The organism is Streptomyces johnsoniae, from assembly GCF_031845565.1.
Taxonomy (GTDB): domain Bacteria; phylum Actinomycetota; class Actinomycetes; order Streptomycetales; family Streptomycetaceae; genus Streptomyces; species Streptomyces johnsoniae.
Map to the genome: position 1 here is coordinate 1 of NZ_JAVREV010000014.1, position 15323 is coordinate 15323.

Here is a 15323-nt window from a genome sequence, read left to right on the forward strand (position 1 = left end):
CATGGCGGAGGGGAAACGCCCGGTTACATTCCGAACCCGGAAGCTAAGCCCTCCAGCGCCGATGGTACTGCATGGGGGACCGTGTGGGAGAGTAGGACACCGCCGGACAATTATTGGTAAGTGGGCCTGGTGAGAAGGTTTTTCCTTCTCACCAGGCCCACTTTCTTTTGCCCTGAAACGTGCAGTGGGCTCACAGCCTGCCGGATGCCTTGAGGGACAGGTAGGCGTCGGCGACCGCGGGGGGCAGGTCCTCCGGCGGGGCCTCGACCACGGTGACGCCGTACCGGCGCAGCCGTGCCGTCGTGTGCTCGCGTTCCTGTGCGTGCTGGGCGGCCGCCGCCGCCTCGTACACTCCGGGGACCGTGCCGCGCGTGCCCGCCATTTCGGCGATGCGCGGGTCGCCCACCGCGGCCACCAGCACGGTGTGCCGGTGGGTGAGCTGCGGCAGCACCGGCAGCAGGCCGGCTTCGACCGGGGCGCGGTCCAGGCCGGTGAACAGCACGATCAGGGACCGGCGCGGGGCGCCCGCGAGGGCCGCCGCCGACATGGCCCGCATGTCGGTCTCCAGCAGCGCGGGGTGCAGCCGGGTCATGGCCTCCACCGTGGCGGGCAGCATGTCGCCGCCCGTTCTGCCGCGGACCGAGGCCCGGACCGTTCGGTCGAAGGCCAGGAGGTCGACGCGGTCGCCGGCCTGCGAGGCGAGTGCGGTCAGCAGCAGGGCCGCGTCCATGGCGGCGTCGAGGCGCGGGGCGTCGCCGACGCGGCCCGCCGAGGTGCGGCCCGTGTCGAGTACGAGGAGCAGGTGCCGGTCACGCTCCGGGCGCCAGGTGCGGACGGCGACCGTGCTCTGCCGCGCGGTGGCCCGCCAGTCGATGGAACGGACGTCGTCCCCCGGCACGTAGTCGCGCAGGCTGTCGAACTCCGTGCCCTCACCGCGGGTCAGCAGCGTGGTGCGGCCGTCGAGTTCGCGCAGGCGGGCCAGTTTGGCCGGCAGGTGCTTGCGGCTGGCGAACGGCGGCAGGACCCGCAGCGTCCACGGCACCGCGTGACTGCCCTGGCGGGCGGCCAGGCCGAGCGGGCCGTGGGACCTGACGGTGACGCGCACCGCCAGGTGGTCGCCGCGGCGCGTCGGGGAGAGCACGGTCGTCAGCCGGCGCCGTTCGCCCGCGGGCACGGTCAGCCGGTGGCGGGCCGCGGCGAACTGGGTGCCGGGCCGCCAGCTGCTCGGGGGCCAGGCGTCGCGCAGCTCGGCGCGCAGCGGGCGGGCCGCCGGATTGGCCACGGTGAGCTGGACTTCCGCGTCCTGGCCGAGGCGCACCGAGGTGGCGCCCGCGCGTTCCAGGCGCAGGGTGCGGACCGGCGCGGCACGCGCCAGGTCGTACAGGACCGCGGCGAGCAGCGGCAGAGCGACGGCCAGGACGCCGTGCCAGCCGGGCAGCAGGCCCACGACGAGGGAGCCGAGCGCGGCGAGCAGCGCGGTGCGGCCGGTCAGGGCCATCAGCGGGGAACCGGTACGCGGGCGAGCAGGCCGGTGATGACGCTGTCGGCGGTGACGCCCTCCATCTCGGCCTCGGGCCGCAGCCGGACGCGGTGGCGGAGAGTCGGCAGGGCGAGCGCCTTCACGTCGTCCGGGGTGACGTAGGCGCGGCCGGAGAGCCAGCCCCAGGCGCGGGCGGTGGCGAGGAGGGCCGTGGCGCCGCGGGGTGAGGCGCCGAGGGCGAGCGAGGGCGACTCGCGGGTGGCGCGGCACAGGTCGACGACGTAGGCGGTGACCTCGGGGGAGACCGTGACCTGGGCGACGGCGGCGCGCGCCGCGGCGAGTTGGTCCGGGCCCGCGACCGGCCGGACGCCCGCGGCGGACAGGTCGCGCGGGTCGAAGCCGGCGGCGTGCCGGGTCAGGACGTCGATCTCCTGGTCGCGGGCGGGCAGCGGCAGGATGAGCTTCAGCAGGAAGCGGTCGAGCTGCGCCTCGGGCAGCGGATAGGTGCCCTCGTACTCCACCGGGTTCTGCGTGGCGGCGACCATGAACGGCTCGGGCAGCGGGCGCGGGCTGCCCTCGACGGACACCTGGCGTTCCTCCATGGCTTCCAGGAGCGACGCCTGTGTCTTGGGCGGCGTGCGGTTGATCTCGTCGGCCAGCATCAGGTTGGTGAAGACGGGCCCGGCCTGGAAGGAGAACGCGGCGGTGCGGGTGTCGTAGATCAGGGAGCCGGTGACGTCGCTCGGCATCAGGTCGGGGGTGAACTGGACGCGCTTGGTGTCGAGTTCGAGGGCGGTGGCGAGGGTGCGGACGAGGAGGGTCTTGGCGACGCCGGGAACGCCTTCGAGGAGGACGTGCCCGCGGCACAGGAGTGCGACGACGAGGCCGGTGACGGCGGCGTCCTGGCCGACGACGGCCTTGCCGATCTCGGCGCGCAGGGCTTCGAGGGCCGCGCGCGGGCCTTCTGGTGTCGGTGCGGTCACGAGCGTGGGTCCTTGCCTTTCCGGTTCGTCTGCGGTGTGCCGGTGCCGTTCGTCCGGGGGGTGACGCGGCGTTCGAGGGCGTCGAGGTCGTCCGCGAGGCGGACCAGCGCCGTGTCGTCCGGCGGGGGCGGGCCGAACAGCAGCGCGTGCACGGCCTGCGGGGTGTCGTCCGTGTGCGCGGCGACGGCGGCGGGCAGCGCCTCGGGGGCGTGCGTCCGGTCCGGGGGGACGCCGACGAGCGGGGCGAGGCGGCTCCTGGCCGCGGCGCGCAGGGCGTCGGCGGCGCGGTCGCGGGCGCCCGCCTGGTGGTAGAGGCGGGCGTGGCCCTCGGTGGTCTCCGCGGCGCGCGCCGAGACGGGCAGGGGTTCGGTGAGGACGGGGCCGAGGCGGCGCGCGCGCCAGAGGGCGGCGAGCGCCGCGGCGATGCCGAGTTGCAGCGCGGCCCAGCGCCAGCCGGGGTCGAGGAGGCCGGTGAGGCTTTCCTCGTCGCCCGCGTCCGGGGCCTCGTCGGGGGTGGGCAGGTACCAGACGAGGTGCGGGCGGTCGCCGAGGAGCTGGAGGGCGAGGGACGCGTTGCCGTGCTCGTCGAGGTGCTGGTTGTACAGGAGCTCGGGGGAGCCGAGGAGAACGGTTTCGCCGGTTTCGCCGCCGTCGGTGCCCGCGGGGAGCGTGGCGAGCGTGGGCAGGCCCGCGGCGTGGTAGCACGCCGCGGCGTCGGCGAGGGCCGGGGCGGCGCTGAGGTCGTAGCGGTGGCCGCCGAGGAGAACGCTGCCGGCGCGCCGGGCGGGGCCGGCGGCGCAGTCGGGTTCGCGTTCCTCGACGGGGACGGATGCCTCGGCGGTGACGCCGGGCGCGAACGCGTCGAGCGCGGCCTGGCCGGGCCCGAGGAGAACGGTGCGGCCGCCGCTGTCCGCCGCGGCCGGGGCGAGCGTGGCGCGGGCGCCGTCGGTGAGGGCCTCGGGGCGGGCGACCAGCAGCGTGGTGTCGGGCCCTGCCGCGGCGGCGGCCTCGCGGGCGGTGGTGACCAGGGTGGTGTCGATGCCGCGGTCGTCGAGCAGCTCGGCGATGGCGCGGCTGCCGGTCTGAGTGGCGGAGCGGGGGTGGAGGGTGCCGCTCTCGCCCGCGCCGAACAGGGCGATGAGCAGTCCCGCGACGATCAGCAGGGCGAACGCGATGACGAAGCCGCGGGCGCGGCGCACCAGTTGGCGGGCGGTGGGGGAGACGGCCGTGACGGCCGTGTCCGTGGTCGTCATGGCCGCGCCCAGGAGGGGGTGGCGGTCAGGTCGGGTTTGGTGCGGGCGAGGTCCTGGTCGAGGGTGCGCAGGTGCTCGTAGTCGGCGGGCGCGGCGGGCTGCGCGCCGTAGGTGACGGCGTCGAACGCGGCGGCGGCCGTGTGCAGGGCGGCGGTGAGGCCGGGCAGCGGGCGGGCGGCCTCGGCGGCGGCCTCGTGCGCGGTGCGGCCGGGGCGGGGGTCGAGCAGGGCGCGTTCCTCAAGGGAACGGACGACGGCGCGCATGCGTTCCTGCACCGCGGGTGTCCAGTGGGCGGCGCGGGCGTGCTCCTCCGCGGCGGCGCGGTGCTCGGCCGCGGTGCGCGGGCGGTCGGTGAACACGGCGCCCGGGCGGCGGCCGGCGGCGTTGCGCAGGGTGCCGAGGCGCAGGCGGAGGAGGATGGCCAGGGCGACGACGACGGCGGCGATGACGAGGAGGCCGACCCAGCCGCCGGGGGTGGCGAAGGCGGCCGATTCGAGGACGCCGAAGATCCGCTCCCACAGCCAGTCCCAGACGCGGCGGGCCAGGCCCGGCTCGTGCTCGGTGTAGATCTGCCGGGACAGTTCGCGTTCCGCGTCCTCGGCGGCCGGGGCGCGGTCCACGACGACGGGGGGTCCCGGGTCGTCGGCCCGCGGCAGCGCCATGGGGTCAGCTGCCCTGCGGCGGGGTGCCGACGCCGGCGGCGCGGGCCAGCTCGATGTCGAGGCCCTCGCGCCGGATGCGCTGGTCGATGTAGAGCAGGGCGGTCACGCCGGCGCTGACGGGCAGCGTGATGGTGGAGGCGATGACCGCGCCGATGCCGGAGACCGCGAGGTAGGTCCAGGACATGTCGCTGACGGTGCCCTCGAAGAAGCTGTCCGCGCCGTTGCCCGCGACGATGCCGGCGATCATCGAGGTCGGGAACTCGATGATGCTGCCGACGACGGTGAGCAGCACCACGACGAGCAACTGGATGCCGAAGACGCGCCACCAGGAGCCGCGGACGAGTTTGGCGGACCGGCGCAGGGCGGCGATGACGCCCTGGCGTTCCAGCATGAGGGCGGGCGCGGCCAGGGAGAGGCGCACCCAGAGCCATACGGCGAGGACGATGCCGCCGATGGTGGTGAGGACCGTGAACCCGGCGCTGCCGGTGAGGGCGCCGACGAGTACCGGGACGGCGACGGCGAGCGCGGCGATCAGCGGGACGAGGAGGACGAGGCCGAGGAGGCGGAGCAGGCGGCTGCGGGAGTCCTGCCACGCCTCGGCGAAGGTGACACTGCGGCCCAGCACGGCGCGGCTGACGACGATGGTCAGCATGGCGGTGGCCAGGACGCTGCCGAGGATGGTGATGAGGCCGGTGACGGAGCCGAACGCGGCGAGGTCGCCGAGCGCGTCGCGCAGCTGTTCGTCGCTGGGGTTGGGGTTGTCCTCAAGGGCGGCGAGGCCGGAGGAGTCGCTGACCCACAGGCGCATGGCGATGGCGGCGATCAGCTGGGTGACGATGGCGATGCCGAGGGCGATCGCCAGGACGGTCCGCCAGTGGGCGCGGGTGGTGGAGACCGCGCCGTCGAGTATTTCCCCCACGCCGAGCGGGCGCAGCGGGATGACGCCGGGTTTGGCGGCGAACGTGTGCGGGTGCCAGCCGCCCCAGCCGCCGGGCTGGTGCGGGCCGCCGCCCCAGCCGGGCTGCGGCTGGGGGTGGTGGGGCTGGTGCGGCGGGGGCGGTGCGGCGCCCCAGCCCTGCGGCTGGGCCGGCGGCTGGGCCGGGGGTGGTGACTGGGGCGGGGGTGGTGACTGGGGCGGCTGAGGCTGCGGCGCCTGCGGTGGGCTGCCGTCCTCCGGGCCGCGTTCCGGCGGGGGGGAACCGGGGGAAGCCCAGCCCGGCGTGTCGCTCACGGTTTCTCCTCGGTCGCTTCGCACCTTTGTTGCCGTCAGGTTCCTGGGGCCCCATCGTGCCATGGCGCTCCGTTCGGTGCGTCCGTGTGGTCCTGCCGTGCCCTGACCTTCTCTCGTCACTGCCCGGCGGGCAGACTGGGCCAATGGCTGATCTGAGACTCCCCGCCCTGCGCTGGGCAGAGCCGCCCGAAGGGCCCGTTCTCGTGCTGCTCGACCAGACCCGGCTGCCGGCCGAGGAGGCGGAGCTGGTGTGCACGGACGTGCCGGGGCTCGTCGCGGCGATCCAGTCGCTCGCGGTCCGCGGTGCCCCGCTGCTCGGCATCGCCGGCGCGTACGGGGTGGCGCTCGCGGCGGTGCGCGGCTACGACGTGACGGAGGCGGCGCGGCAGCTCGCGGAGGCGCGGCCGACCGCGGTGAATCTGGCCTACGGGGTCGGGCGGGCCCGGGACGCGTACCGTTCGGCGGGCGGGGACGGCGCGGCGGCGGCGCGGGCCGCGCTGGCCGAGGCGCGGGCGCTGCACCGCGAGGACGCGCAGGGCAGCGAACGGATGGCGGGTGCGGGGCTCGGTCTGCTGAGCGAGCTGCTGCCCGGCGGGGGCTACCGGCTGCTGACGCACTGCAACACCGGCGCGCTGATCTCCGGGGCGCACGGCACGGCGTTCGCCGTGGTGCGGGCGGCGCATCTGGCGGGCGAGCTGCGGCGGCTGTGGGTGGACGAGACCAGGCCGCTGTTGCAGGGGGCGCGGCTGACGGCGTACGAGGCGGCGCGCGAGGGGATGCCGTACGCGGTGCTGCCGGACGCGGCGGCGGGGTCGCTGTTCGCGGCGGGCGAGGTGGACGCGGTGCTGATCGGCGCGGACCGGATCGCGGCGGACGGTTCGGTGGCCAACAAGATCGGCAGCTATCCGCTCGCGGTGCTCGCGAAGCACCACGGGGTGCCGTTCATCGTGGTGGCGCCGGTGAGCACGGTGGATCTCGCGACGCGGGACGGCGCGGCCATCCAGATCGAGCACCGGCCGGGGCAGGAGGTGACGGAGGTGCGTCCCGGGGTGCCGGTGGCGCCGGTCGGGGCGCAGGCGTACAACCCGGCGTTCGACGTCACGCCGCCTGAGCTGGTGACGGCGATCGTCACGGAACGGGGCGTGGTGGCGCCCGTCGACCATGGAAACCTGACGAATGTGTGTTCCGAAACACGTTCGTCCGAGTCGGGAACAGGCAGTGGGATGATGAAGGCATGAAGGGACGCGTACTCGTCGTCGATGACGACACCGCTCTGGCGGAGATGCTCGGCATCGTGCTGCGCGGGGAGGGGTTCGAGCCGTCGTTCGTGGCTGACGGGGACAAGGCTCTGGCCGCTTTCCGCGAGATCAAGCCGGATCTGGTGCTGCTCGACCTGATGCTGCCGGGGCGGGACGGCATCGAGGTGTGCCGGCTGATCCGGGGCGAGTCCGGGGTGCCGATCGTGATGCTGACCGCCAAGAGCGACACGGTGGATGTCGTGGTCGGCCTGGAGTCCGGGGCCGACGACTACATCGTGAAGCCGTTCAAACCGAAGGAGCTGGTCGCCCGGATCAGGGCGCGGCTGCGGCGTTCGGAGGAGCCGGCGCCCGAGCAGCTGGCCATCGGCGATCTGGTGATCGACGTGGCGGGGCACTCGGTGAAGCGGGGCAGCCAGACGATCTCGCTGACGCCGCTGGAGTTCGACCTGCTGGTTGCGCTGGCGCGCAAGCCGTGGCAGGTCTTCACGCGTGAGGTGCTGCTTGAGCAGGTGTGGGGCTACCGGCACGCGGCGGACACGCGGCTGGTGAACGTTCATGTGCAGCGGCTGCGTTCGAAGGTGGAGAAGGACCCGGAGCGGCCGGAGATCGTGGTGACCGTGCGCGGCGTGGGGTACAAGGCGGGGTCCAGCTGAGGTGAGCGACCGGGTGCGGTGGCACAGCCCCCGGCTGCTGTCGGAAGGTGCGACGGGCAGCCGGGCGCAGCCCGCTATCCGGATATTCGGACGCTGGGCCCGCGGGCCGCTGCTCTCGGTGATGCGGCTGTGGCGGCGCAACATCCAGCTGCGGGTGGTGGCCAGCACGCTGCTGCTGTCGATGGCGGTGGTGCTCGTGCTCGGGGTGGTGGTGATAGGCCAGGTGCGCAACGGGCTGCTCGAAGCGAAGCGGCAGACGGCGCAGAGCCAGGCCGAGGGTGGTTTCGCAGTGGCGGAGGACTTGAGCAGGACGGCCGGCGAGGAGGGGGAGGGCGCCGGGCAGGCGGAGGACGCGGGGAACTGGATGAACCAGCTCGTCGGGCAGCTCGCGTCCGGCGGCCAGGGCGTGTTCTCGGTGGTGGCGATGCCGTCGGAGCTGTCGGGCTCGCCGTTCGCGGACGAGCCGGTGTCCGCGCCGCGCGGGCCGCGGGTCTCGCTGGAGCTGAACCTGCAGGAGAGCATTTCCGAGGAGCTGCGGCAGGCCCTCGACGGCAACCGGTCGGTGCACCGGCAGTACGGGTCGATCGTGCAGCAGGATGGCAGCTCGCAGGCCGGTCTGATCATCGGCAGGCGGCTGACGGACAACCAGGGCAACCAGTACCAGCTGTACTACCTGTTCCCGTTCACGCAGGAGGAGAAGTCCCTCAGCCTGGTCACGGGTACGATCGCGACCGCCGGGCTGTTCGTCGTGGTGCTGCTCGGCGCGATCGCGTGGCTGGTGGTGCGGCAGGTGGTCACCCCCGTGCGGATGGCCGCGCGCATCGCGGAACGGCTCGCGGCCGGGCGGCTCCAGGAGCGGATGAAGGTCAGCGGCGAGGACGACATCGCGCGGCTGGGCGAGTCGTTCAACAAGATGGCGCGGAACCTCCAGCTCCAGATCCAGCAGCTGAAGGAGCTGTCGCGGCTGCAGCGCCGCTTCGTGTCCGACGTCTCGCACGAGCTGCGGACGCCGCTGACGACGGTGCGCATGGCCGCGGACGTCATCCACGAGACGCGCGGCGACTTCGATCCGGCCACGGCGCGGTCCGCGGAGCTGCTGCTGAGCCAGCTCGACCGGTTCGAGTCGCTGCTGGCCGATTTGCTGGAGATCAGCAGGTTCGACGCGGGGGCCGCGCACCTGGAGGCGGAGCTGACGGACCTGCGGGACGTCGTGAACCGCGTGGTGGAGGGCGCGGAGCCGCTGGCGGACCGCAAGGGCGGCCGGCTGCTGGTGCGGGGCGGCGCCGTGCCGGTGGTCGCGGAGGTGGACCCGCGGCGGATCGAGCGGGTGGTGCGCAATCTCGTCGTCAACGCCATCGAGCACGGCGAGGGCAAGGATGTGGTGGTGCGGATGGCCGCCGCGCCGGACGGCGGTGCGGTCGCGGTCGCGGTGCGCGACTACGGCATAGGGCTGCGCCCCGGCGAGGCGGACCGCGTGTTCAGCAGGTTCTGGCGGGCCGACCCGGCGCGGGCCAGGACGACGGGCGGCACCGGGCTCGGCCTGTCCATCGCGGTGGAGGACGCGCACCTGCACGGCGGCCGTCTTGAGGCGTGGGGCGAGCCGAACGGCGGCGCGCAGTTCCGGCTGACGCTGCCGCGGAGCGTGGGCGGCGCGCTGAGCGGCTCGCCGCTGCCGCTTGAGCCGGCGGATTCGCGGGCCCGCAGGGCGGCCGCGGCCGGTGCCGCGCAGCGGCCCGCCGCGGTGGTGGCGGGCGGCGGAGGCGCGGCGCCTGGCGCGACGGGCGGCCGGGACGGCCGGGATGGCAGGGAGGGCGGCCATGGGGACTGACCGGATCGGGATAGGCCGGGCGCGGGGCCGGGCGCGGTGGCGGACATCGCGCCGGGCGCCGGGCTGGGCGCGGCGCCGCCGGGCGGCCGTCGGCCTGCTGGCCGCGGTGCTGCTGCTGACGGGTTGCGCGTCGATGCCGGGCAGCGGGCCCGTTCAGGAGGTGCAGGTCACGCCGCGGCAGGAGGGCGAGTCACAGGTGCTGGTGTACGGCGTGCCGCCGGAGGAGGGCATGCTGCCGCAGCAGATCGTGCAGGGCTTCCTTGAGGCCGTGACCAGCGATGACGTCAACTTCGACACCGCCAGGCAGTACCTGACGCCGGAACGGGCCGGGGAGTGGGACCCGTTCGCGCGGACGACGGTGCTCGCGGAGGGGCCGCTGCCCAGCAGTCCGGGCCGTGACCCCGCCCGGGTGGAGCTGACGGGCGACCGGCTGGCCACGGTGGACGAGACGCACGTGTACTCGCCGGAGGAAGGCACCTACCGCGCGACGTTCGGGCTGCGGCGGGTCGACGGCGAATGGCGGATCGACGCGCTGCCGGACGGGCTGGTGATGGGTGAGCCCGACTTCCGGCGCATCTACCGGTCGGTGGACACGTTCCACTACGCGAACCTGGGCAGCGAGCGGCAGCGCGTGGCCGAGGGCGGGGACGTGCTGGTGCCCGACCCGGTGTACGTGCGGCGCCGGATCGATCCGGTGGGGGACACGGTGCGTGCGCTGCTCGACGGGCCGGGCGCCTGGTACGGGCCGGTGGTCGAGTCCGGGTTCCCCGAGGGCACGTCCCTGGCGGACGAGCCGCCGTCGATCGACGATTCGGGGGCGCTGAGCGTGCGCCTCGACGGGGTGCCGGCCACCTGGCCGCGGGAGCGCTGCGAGCGGATGGCGGTGCAACTGCTGCACACCGTGCAGGAGGTGGCGTCGCTGGAGCTGACCGAGGCGCGGGTGCTGTCCGCCGGGGGCTCGCGGCTGTGCGCCGTGAGCCGTTCCGAGGTGCCGGAGCCCGGCTCGCTGGACGGTGACGTGGCCCGCGCGTACTTCCTGGACGAGGAGAACCGGCTGGTGTCCGTGGTCGAGGACGGCACCGCGGTCCGGCCGGTCAGCGGGGCGCTCGGCAGCGTCGAGGCCGAGCTGCGCAGCGCGGCCGTCAGCCGGGACGGCGACACCGCGGCGGGCGTCTCGCTCGACGGGGCGCGGCTGCACGTGGCGTCGCTGGCCAGGGGCGGCGCGGAGAGCGAGCTGGTGCTGGAGAGCGCGTCGACCGGGGAGGACGCGGGACTGAGCGCGCCGAGCTGGGACGGGCTCGGCGATCTGTGGGTCGCAGACCGCGGCCCCTCAGGTTCGCAACTGCTGCGGCTCGACGGCGGCAGCGGCGAGGCGCGGACGGTGCCGGTGACGGGTCTCGGCCCCGATGAGCGGATCGAGTCGCTGCGGGTGGCGTCGGACGGCGTGCGGATCGCGCTGCTGATCAGCGACGGCGACGGGCTCGCCACCCTCCAGATCGGGCGCATCGAGCGGGCCGGCGGGGAGGGTGCCGGGGAGAGCGAAGGACCGGTCGTCGTCAACGCGCTGCGCACCGTCGCCCCGGAGCTGGAGGATGTGACCGCGGCGTCGTGGGCGGGCGACAGCCGTCTCGTGGTCGTGGGCCGGCCGTCGGACGGCGTTCCGCAGCTCCAGTACGTGCTGACCGACGGTTCGTCGTCGAACGCGCCGGCGATTCCCGGGCCTTACGACGTGACGGGGGTGGCGGCGGCCGAGGACGAGTCGCTGCCGCTGCTGGCGGAGACCGGGGAGGATGTGGCGCAGCTGCGGGAGGACGCGCAGTGGAAGCTCATCACGAACACGGGTACCGGCTCGGCGCCGGTGTACCCGGGCTGAGCCCCCCCGCCCGGGGGGCGCGCCTGAGAGGGGCTCATTCCTGACGGGAGTCTTACTCCTGATGGGAGCCTCACTCCTGAGGGGAATGGGCGCGGGCGTTCCGTTCCGGCAGGGTTGGCGGTGTGCTGCGGGGATGGTGGCGGGAGGTCGGCCCGCTGGTGCTGCCGACGGAGTGCGCGGGCTGCGGTGCCGCGTGCGGCGTGCTGTGCGCGGTGTGCCGCGGCGCGCTGTGCGGCGGCCCCGCGCGGCGGGTGCGGCCCGTTCCCGAGCCGGCCGGGCTGCCGCCGGTGTATGCGGCGGCGTGGTACACGGACCGGCCGCGCGCGGTGCTGCTGGCCCACAAGGAGCGCGGGGCGTTGTCGCTGGCGCGCCCGCTGGGCCGTGCGCTGGCCCTCGGCGTCCGGGCGGCCGCGCGGGGCGCCGGCGCGGCCGGCGCAGGGGGCGGGCGGGTGCTCGGCCTGGTGCCGGTGCCGTCGGCGCGGTCCGCGGTGGCCGGGCGGGGCCACGATCCGGTGCGCAGGATCGCCCTGGCGGCGGCCGGGCAGCTGCGCCGGGAGGGGTGCGCGGTGCGGGTGCGGCCCGTGCTGCGGCAGGTGCGCCGTGTGGCCGATCAGAGCGGGCTCGCGGCGGAGCGGCGCCGCGCCAATCTGGCGGGCGCGCTCGCGGTGCGTTCCGGGGCGCTGACCTCGGGTGATGCGGTGGTGCTCGTGGATGATCTGGTCACCACGGGCGCCTCGCTCGCGGAGGCGGCGCGGGCGGTCCGTGCCGCGGGTGGGCGGCCGGTCGGCGCGGCGGTGATTGCCAGCCCTCCGATCGGGTGGATTTTGCGTACGCGTGGGTAGGGGTCCCGTTCCATGGCTCGCGGAGGTACGTTCGGTGGTAGGGAGCATGCTCGCCATTCCGGCATAAGTGCAGAGAGATCCCATTTCACGCCTGACCGCCTTCCGATCCATCCCCCGTGATGCAGGTGAGTGTTGATCTTTCCTCTCGGGGAAGAGGAGGTGAAAGTCGTAACCCCGTGGTAACGCCGGGTTGGTGCCGAGGACACCGGCGCCTCCGGACCAAGTGCACGAAGGGCGCGCCCGGCCATCGACGCCTGGGCCGCCCGGGAACGGAGTTCTGCGTGGACATCGTCGTCAAGGGCCGCAAGACCGAGGTGCCGGAGCGATTCCGGCGGCACGTGGCCGAGAAGCTGAAGCTGGATAAGATCCAGAGGATCGACGGCAAGGTGACCCGCCTCGACGTGGAAGTGTCCAAGGAGCACAATCCGCGTCAGGCAGACCGTTCCGACCGGGTGGAGATCACGCTGCGCCACCGCGGTCCGGTCGTCCGGGCGGAGGCTTCGGCCGCCGACCCGTACGCCGCGCTCGACCTGGCCGTGGAGAAGCTGGAGTCGCGGCTGCGCAGGCAGCACGACAAGCGCCGCACGCGCCGCGACCGCACCCCGGCCAGCGAGGTCGCGGCGCTCATGCCGGACGCGGCCCAGTTCAACGGCAACGGTGAGCTGGCGGCGCGCGAGCCGGAGCAGCCGGCGCCGCGGGTGCGGCGGCAGGGCTCGGTGGTCGTCGAGGGCGATGGGCCCCTGGTGGTGCGGGAGAAGACCCACCGGGCGGGCCTGATGTCCTTGGAGCAGGCGCTGTACGAGATGGAGCTGGTCGGCCACGACTTCTACCTCTTCGTCGACAGCGAGACCAAGCAGCCCAGTGTCGTGTACCGCAGGCACGCCTACGACTACGGTGTGATCCACCTGGAGACCGACCCGCTGGCCGATGTCGCCCCTGAGCAGGCCGGAGGCGCGCTCGGCGGCTGAGCCCGGGCACGTTCCCGGGTGCTTCCCCTGGCCGGATCATGGGTCTGGCCAGGGGTGTCGCCATGGAATCATGGGGTTGCCGACGGTGGCGGTCGTGTAACGAACGGCAGGGGGAGGAACCATGGTGGACACCTTCGGACCCGCGATGTCCCAGGGGGGGCGGCACTTCGAGCGTTCCGGTCCGGTGCGTGAGCAGCGGGAGCCGATCCGGGTCCTGGTGGTGGACGACCACGAGTTGTTCCGGCGCGGCCTGGAGATCGTGCTCGCGCAGGAAGAGGACATTTCCGTCGTCGGGGAAGCGGGGGACGGCGCGGAGGCCGTGGAGAAGGCGGCGGACCTGCTGCCGGACATCGTGCTGATGGACGTGCGCATGCCGCGGCGGGGCGGGATCGAGGCGTGCACCTCGATCAAGGAAGTGGCGCCGAGCGCGCGCATCATCATGCTGACGATCAGTGACGAAGAGGCCGATCTCTACGACGCGATCAAGGCGGGGGCCACCGGCTATCTGCTGAAGGAGATCTCGACGGACGAGGTGACCGCGGCGATCCGGGCGGTGGCGGACGGCCAGTCGCAGATCAGCCCCTCGATGGCGGCGAAGCTGCTCACCGAGTTCAAGGCGCTGATCCAGCGTACGGACGAGCGCCGTCTGGTGCCCGCGCCGAAGCTGACGGACCGTGAGCTTGAGGTGCTCAAGCTCGTCGCCACGGGCAAGAACAACCGGGACATCGCCAAGGACCTGTTCATCAGCGAGAACACCGTGAAGAACCATGTGCGCAACATCCTGGAGAAGCTGCAACTGCACTCCAGGATGGAGGCCGTGGTGTACGCGATGCGAGAGAAGATTTTGGACCTCGGCGGCGGCTAGCGCGGTCTGGCGCCGCCGGGCCGTGGTGCGTTTCAGATCGTCACGCGGCGCACCTCCTCGGACAGCGCGTCGTGCAGCTCGACGGGGGTTGTCCGTTCCACCTTGATCTCCGTGCAGCCCACCCAGCGGGCGGCCTCCGCCAGGGCCTCGGCCATCGCCGGTATCGATGTCGCCGCCCGGGCCGGCCCGCCCTCGAAGGCGGCATGCCTGGCGACGAGCGTGGTGCCCTCGCGGGCCGGGTCCACCCGGCCGAGCAGCTTCCCGCCGGACAGCAGCGGCATGGAGAAGTAGCCGTAAATCCGCTTGGGCCTGGGGACGTACGCCTCCAGCCTGTGCACGAAGCCGAAGATCCGCTCCGTGCGCGGCCGGTCCCAGATCAGGGAGTCGAACGGCGAAAGCAGCGTGGTGCGGTGCCGCCCGCGCGGCGGGGTGGCCAGGGCCGCCGGGTCGGCCCACGCCCGGTGCCTGCCGCCCCGCCCCTCGGGGCCGTCCCAGCCCGCCACATCGACGCGGACCAGGCCGGTGTCCCCGATCACCGACTCGACCTGCGCGGCCGACAGCCGGTGGTAGTCGGCGAGATCGGCCTGCGTGGCCACGCCCATGGCCGCCCCGGCCTGGGCGACGAGACGCCGCAGGCACTCCGCGTCGGTCAGCGTGTCGTGGTAGAGGCCGTCCGGCACGGCACGCTCGGCCAGGTCGTACACCCGCTTCCAGCCGCGCCGCCGCGTGCACACCACATCTCCGAGCATCAGCGCCTGCTCGACCGCGATCTTGGTGTCGCTCCAGTCCCACCAGGGGCCGCCGTTCTTCGCGCCGCCGAGGTCGGTGGCGGTGAGCGGGCCCTCGGCGCGCAGCTGGTCGAGCACCTTGTCGTAGGCGCCGGCCGGCAGGTCGTGGCCCCACGGCCCGCGCGAGCGGTAGGCGCGGCGGCGGAACGCGAACAGCGGCCACTCCTCGATCGGCAGCACGCAGGCGGCGTGCGACCAGTACTCGAACGCACGGTCCCCCGACCAGTACGCCTCCTCCACCGCCTGCCGGCCGACCGCGCCGAGGCGGGCGTACGGCAGCAGCTCGTGGGAACGGGCGAGCACCGAGATGGTGTCCAGCTGGACCGCGCCGAGGCGGCGCAGCACGCCCCGCACCCCGGCTCTGCGGTCCGCGGCCCCGAGCAGGCCCTGGGCGCGCAGGGCGATCCTGCGTGCCTCGTCGGCGGCGAGTGGCAAAACGGCGGAAGTCATGTGAGGGATCGTAGAGCCGACCACTGACACTCCTTGCGGCACTCGCATACCATGGCCGGTGCGGCGGGGCCATCTCGCTGTACCCGCGCTTTCCCCAGACCGCGCTAGGGCCTGTCGTTCGGATCTTCGTGGATCAGGTCGCGGCCCCGCGAAGATCCGAACGACAGGGCCTAGGCCCGACCGGCAAG

13 protein-coding genes and 1 rRNA gene are annotated in these 15323 nt (G+C 74.0%); 8 read left to right on the top strand and 6 right to left on the bottom strand.

Annotated elements, in window-relative coordinates; genetic code table 11:
* Positions 1–108: ribosomal RNA gene (rrf, locus tag RM779_RS23060) — 5S ribosomal RNA — on the top strand; the annotation flags it as partial.
* An 82-nt stretch (positions 109–190) separates the two neighbouring features.
* On the opposite strand, the gene RM779_RS23065 is transcribed toward rrf, so the two are convergent.
* Genes RM779_RS23065 through RM779_RS23085 form a run of 5 tightly spaced genes read right to left on the bottom strand, consistent with a single transcriptional unit; the run spans position 191 to position 5609 of the window.
* A complete protein-coding gene (locus RM779_RS23065; RefSeq protein WP_311619663.1) occupies positions 191–1498 on the bottom strand; it encodes a DUF58 domain-containing protein in 1308 nt (435 codons plus the stop codon).
* Complete coding sequence (locus tag RM779_RS23070) at positions 1498–2463, bottom strand: AAA family ATPase (RefSeq protein ID WP_311619664.1); 966 nt, start codon at positions 2461–2463, stop codon at positions 1498–1500. The genes RM779_RS23065 and RM779_RS23070 overlap by 1 nt, the downstream gene beginning before the upstream one ends.
* On the bottom strand, positions 2460–3716 hold the full coding sequence (locus RM779_RS23075) for a DUF4350 domain-containing protein (protein WP_311619665.1): 1257 nt from the start codon (positions 3714–3716) through the stop codon (positions 2460–2462). Before RM779_RS23075 ends, RM779_RS23070 begins: the two co-directional genes overlap by 4 nt.
* Entirely contained in the window at positions 3713–4378 is a 666-nt protein-coding gene (locus tag RM779_RS23080; protein WP_311619666.1) for a DUF4129 domain-containing protein, read from the bottom strand. Before RM779_RS23080 ends, RM779_RS23075 begins: the two co-directional genes overlap by 4 nt.
* A gap of 4 nt (positions 4379–4382) precedes the next feature.
* Positions 4383–5609, bottom strand: coding sequence for a DUF7544 domain-containing protein (locus RM779_RS23085; RefSeq protein WP_311619667.1), 1227 nt, complete (start codon positions 5607–5609; stop codon positions 4383–4385).
* A 143-nt stretch (positions 5610–5752) separates the two neighbouring features.
* On the opposite strand from RM779_RS23085, the gene mtnA reads away from it, so the two are divergent.
* From mtnA to RM779_RS23120, 7 genes are all read left to right on the top strand, one after another.
* Positions 5753–6847: an S-methyl-5-thioribose-1-phosphate isomerase gene (gene mtnA / locus RM779_RS23090; RefSeq protein ID WP_311619668.1), complete on the top strand. Its 1095-nt coding sequence runs from the start codon at positions 5753–5755 to the stop codon at positions 6845–6847.
* Positions 6844–7521: a two-component system response regulator MtrA gene (gene mtrA / locus RM779_RS23095; protein ID WP_077061078.1), complete on the top strand. Its 678-nt coding sequence runs from the start codon at positions 6844–6846 to the stop codon at positions 7519–7521. Before mtnA ends, mtrA begins: the two co-directional genes overlap by 4 nt.
* 1 nt (position 7522) lies before the next feature.
* A complete protein-coding gene (mtrB, locus tag RM779_RS23100; protein WP_394813367.1) occupies positions 7523–9349 on the top strand; it encodes an MtrAB system histidine kinase MtrB in 1827 nt (608 codons plus the stop codon).
* The gene (locus RM779_RS23105; RefSeq protein ID WP_311619669.1) at positions 9339–11222 is read left to right on the top strand and encodes an LpqB family beta-propeller domain-containing protein; all 1884 of its coding nucleotides are present in this window, start codon (positions 9339–9341) and stop codon (positions 11220–11222) included. Before mtrB ends, RM779_RS23105 begins: the two co-directional genes overlap by 11 nt.
* Positions 11223–11347: 125 nt before the next feature.
* Positions 11348–12064, top strand: coding sequence for a ComF family protein (locus RM779_RS23110; protein WP_311619818.1), 717 nt, complete (start codon positions 11348–11350; stop codon positions 12062–12064).
* 281 nt (positions 12065–12345) lie between these two features.
* Positions 12346–13032: a ribosome hibernation-promoting factor, HPF/YfiA family gene (hpf, locus tag RM779_RS23115; protein WP_394813368.1), complete on the top strand. Its 687-nt coding sequence runs from the start codon at positions 12346–12348 to the stop codon at positions 13030–13032.
* A 121-nt stretch (positions 13033–13153) separates the two neighbouring features.
* Positions 13154–13897, top strand: coding sequence for a response regulator (locus tag RM779_RS23120; RefSeq protein ID WP_394813369.1), 744 nt, complete (start codon positions 13154–13156; stop codon positions 13895–13897).
* Positions 13898–13929: 32 nt separating this feature from the next.
* Here the strand turns inward: RM779_RS23120 and RM779_RS23125 are convergent, their stop codons facing one another.
* Positions 13930–15135 (bottom strand): winged helix-turn-helix domain-containing protein, encoded by a 1206-nt coding sequence (locus RM779_RS23125; RefSeq protein WP_311619670.1) that lies wholly within the window; start codon positions 15133–15135, stop codon positions 13930–13932.
* Between the last annotated feature and the right edge of the window lie 188 nt (positions 15136–15323).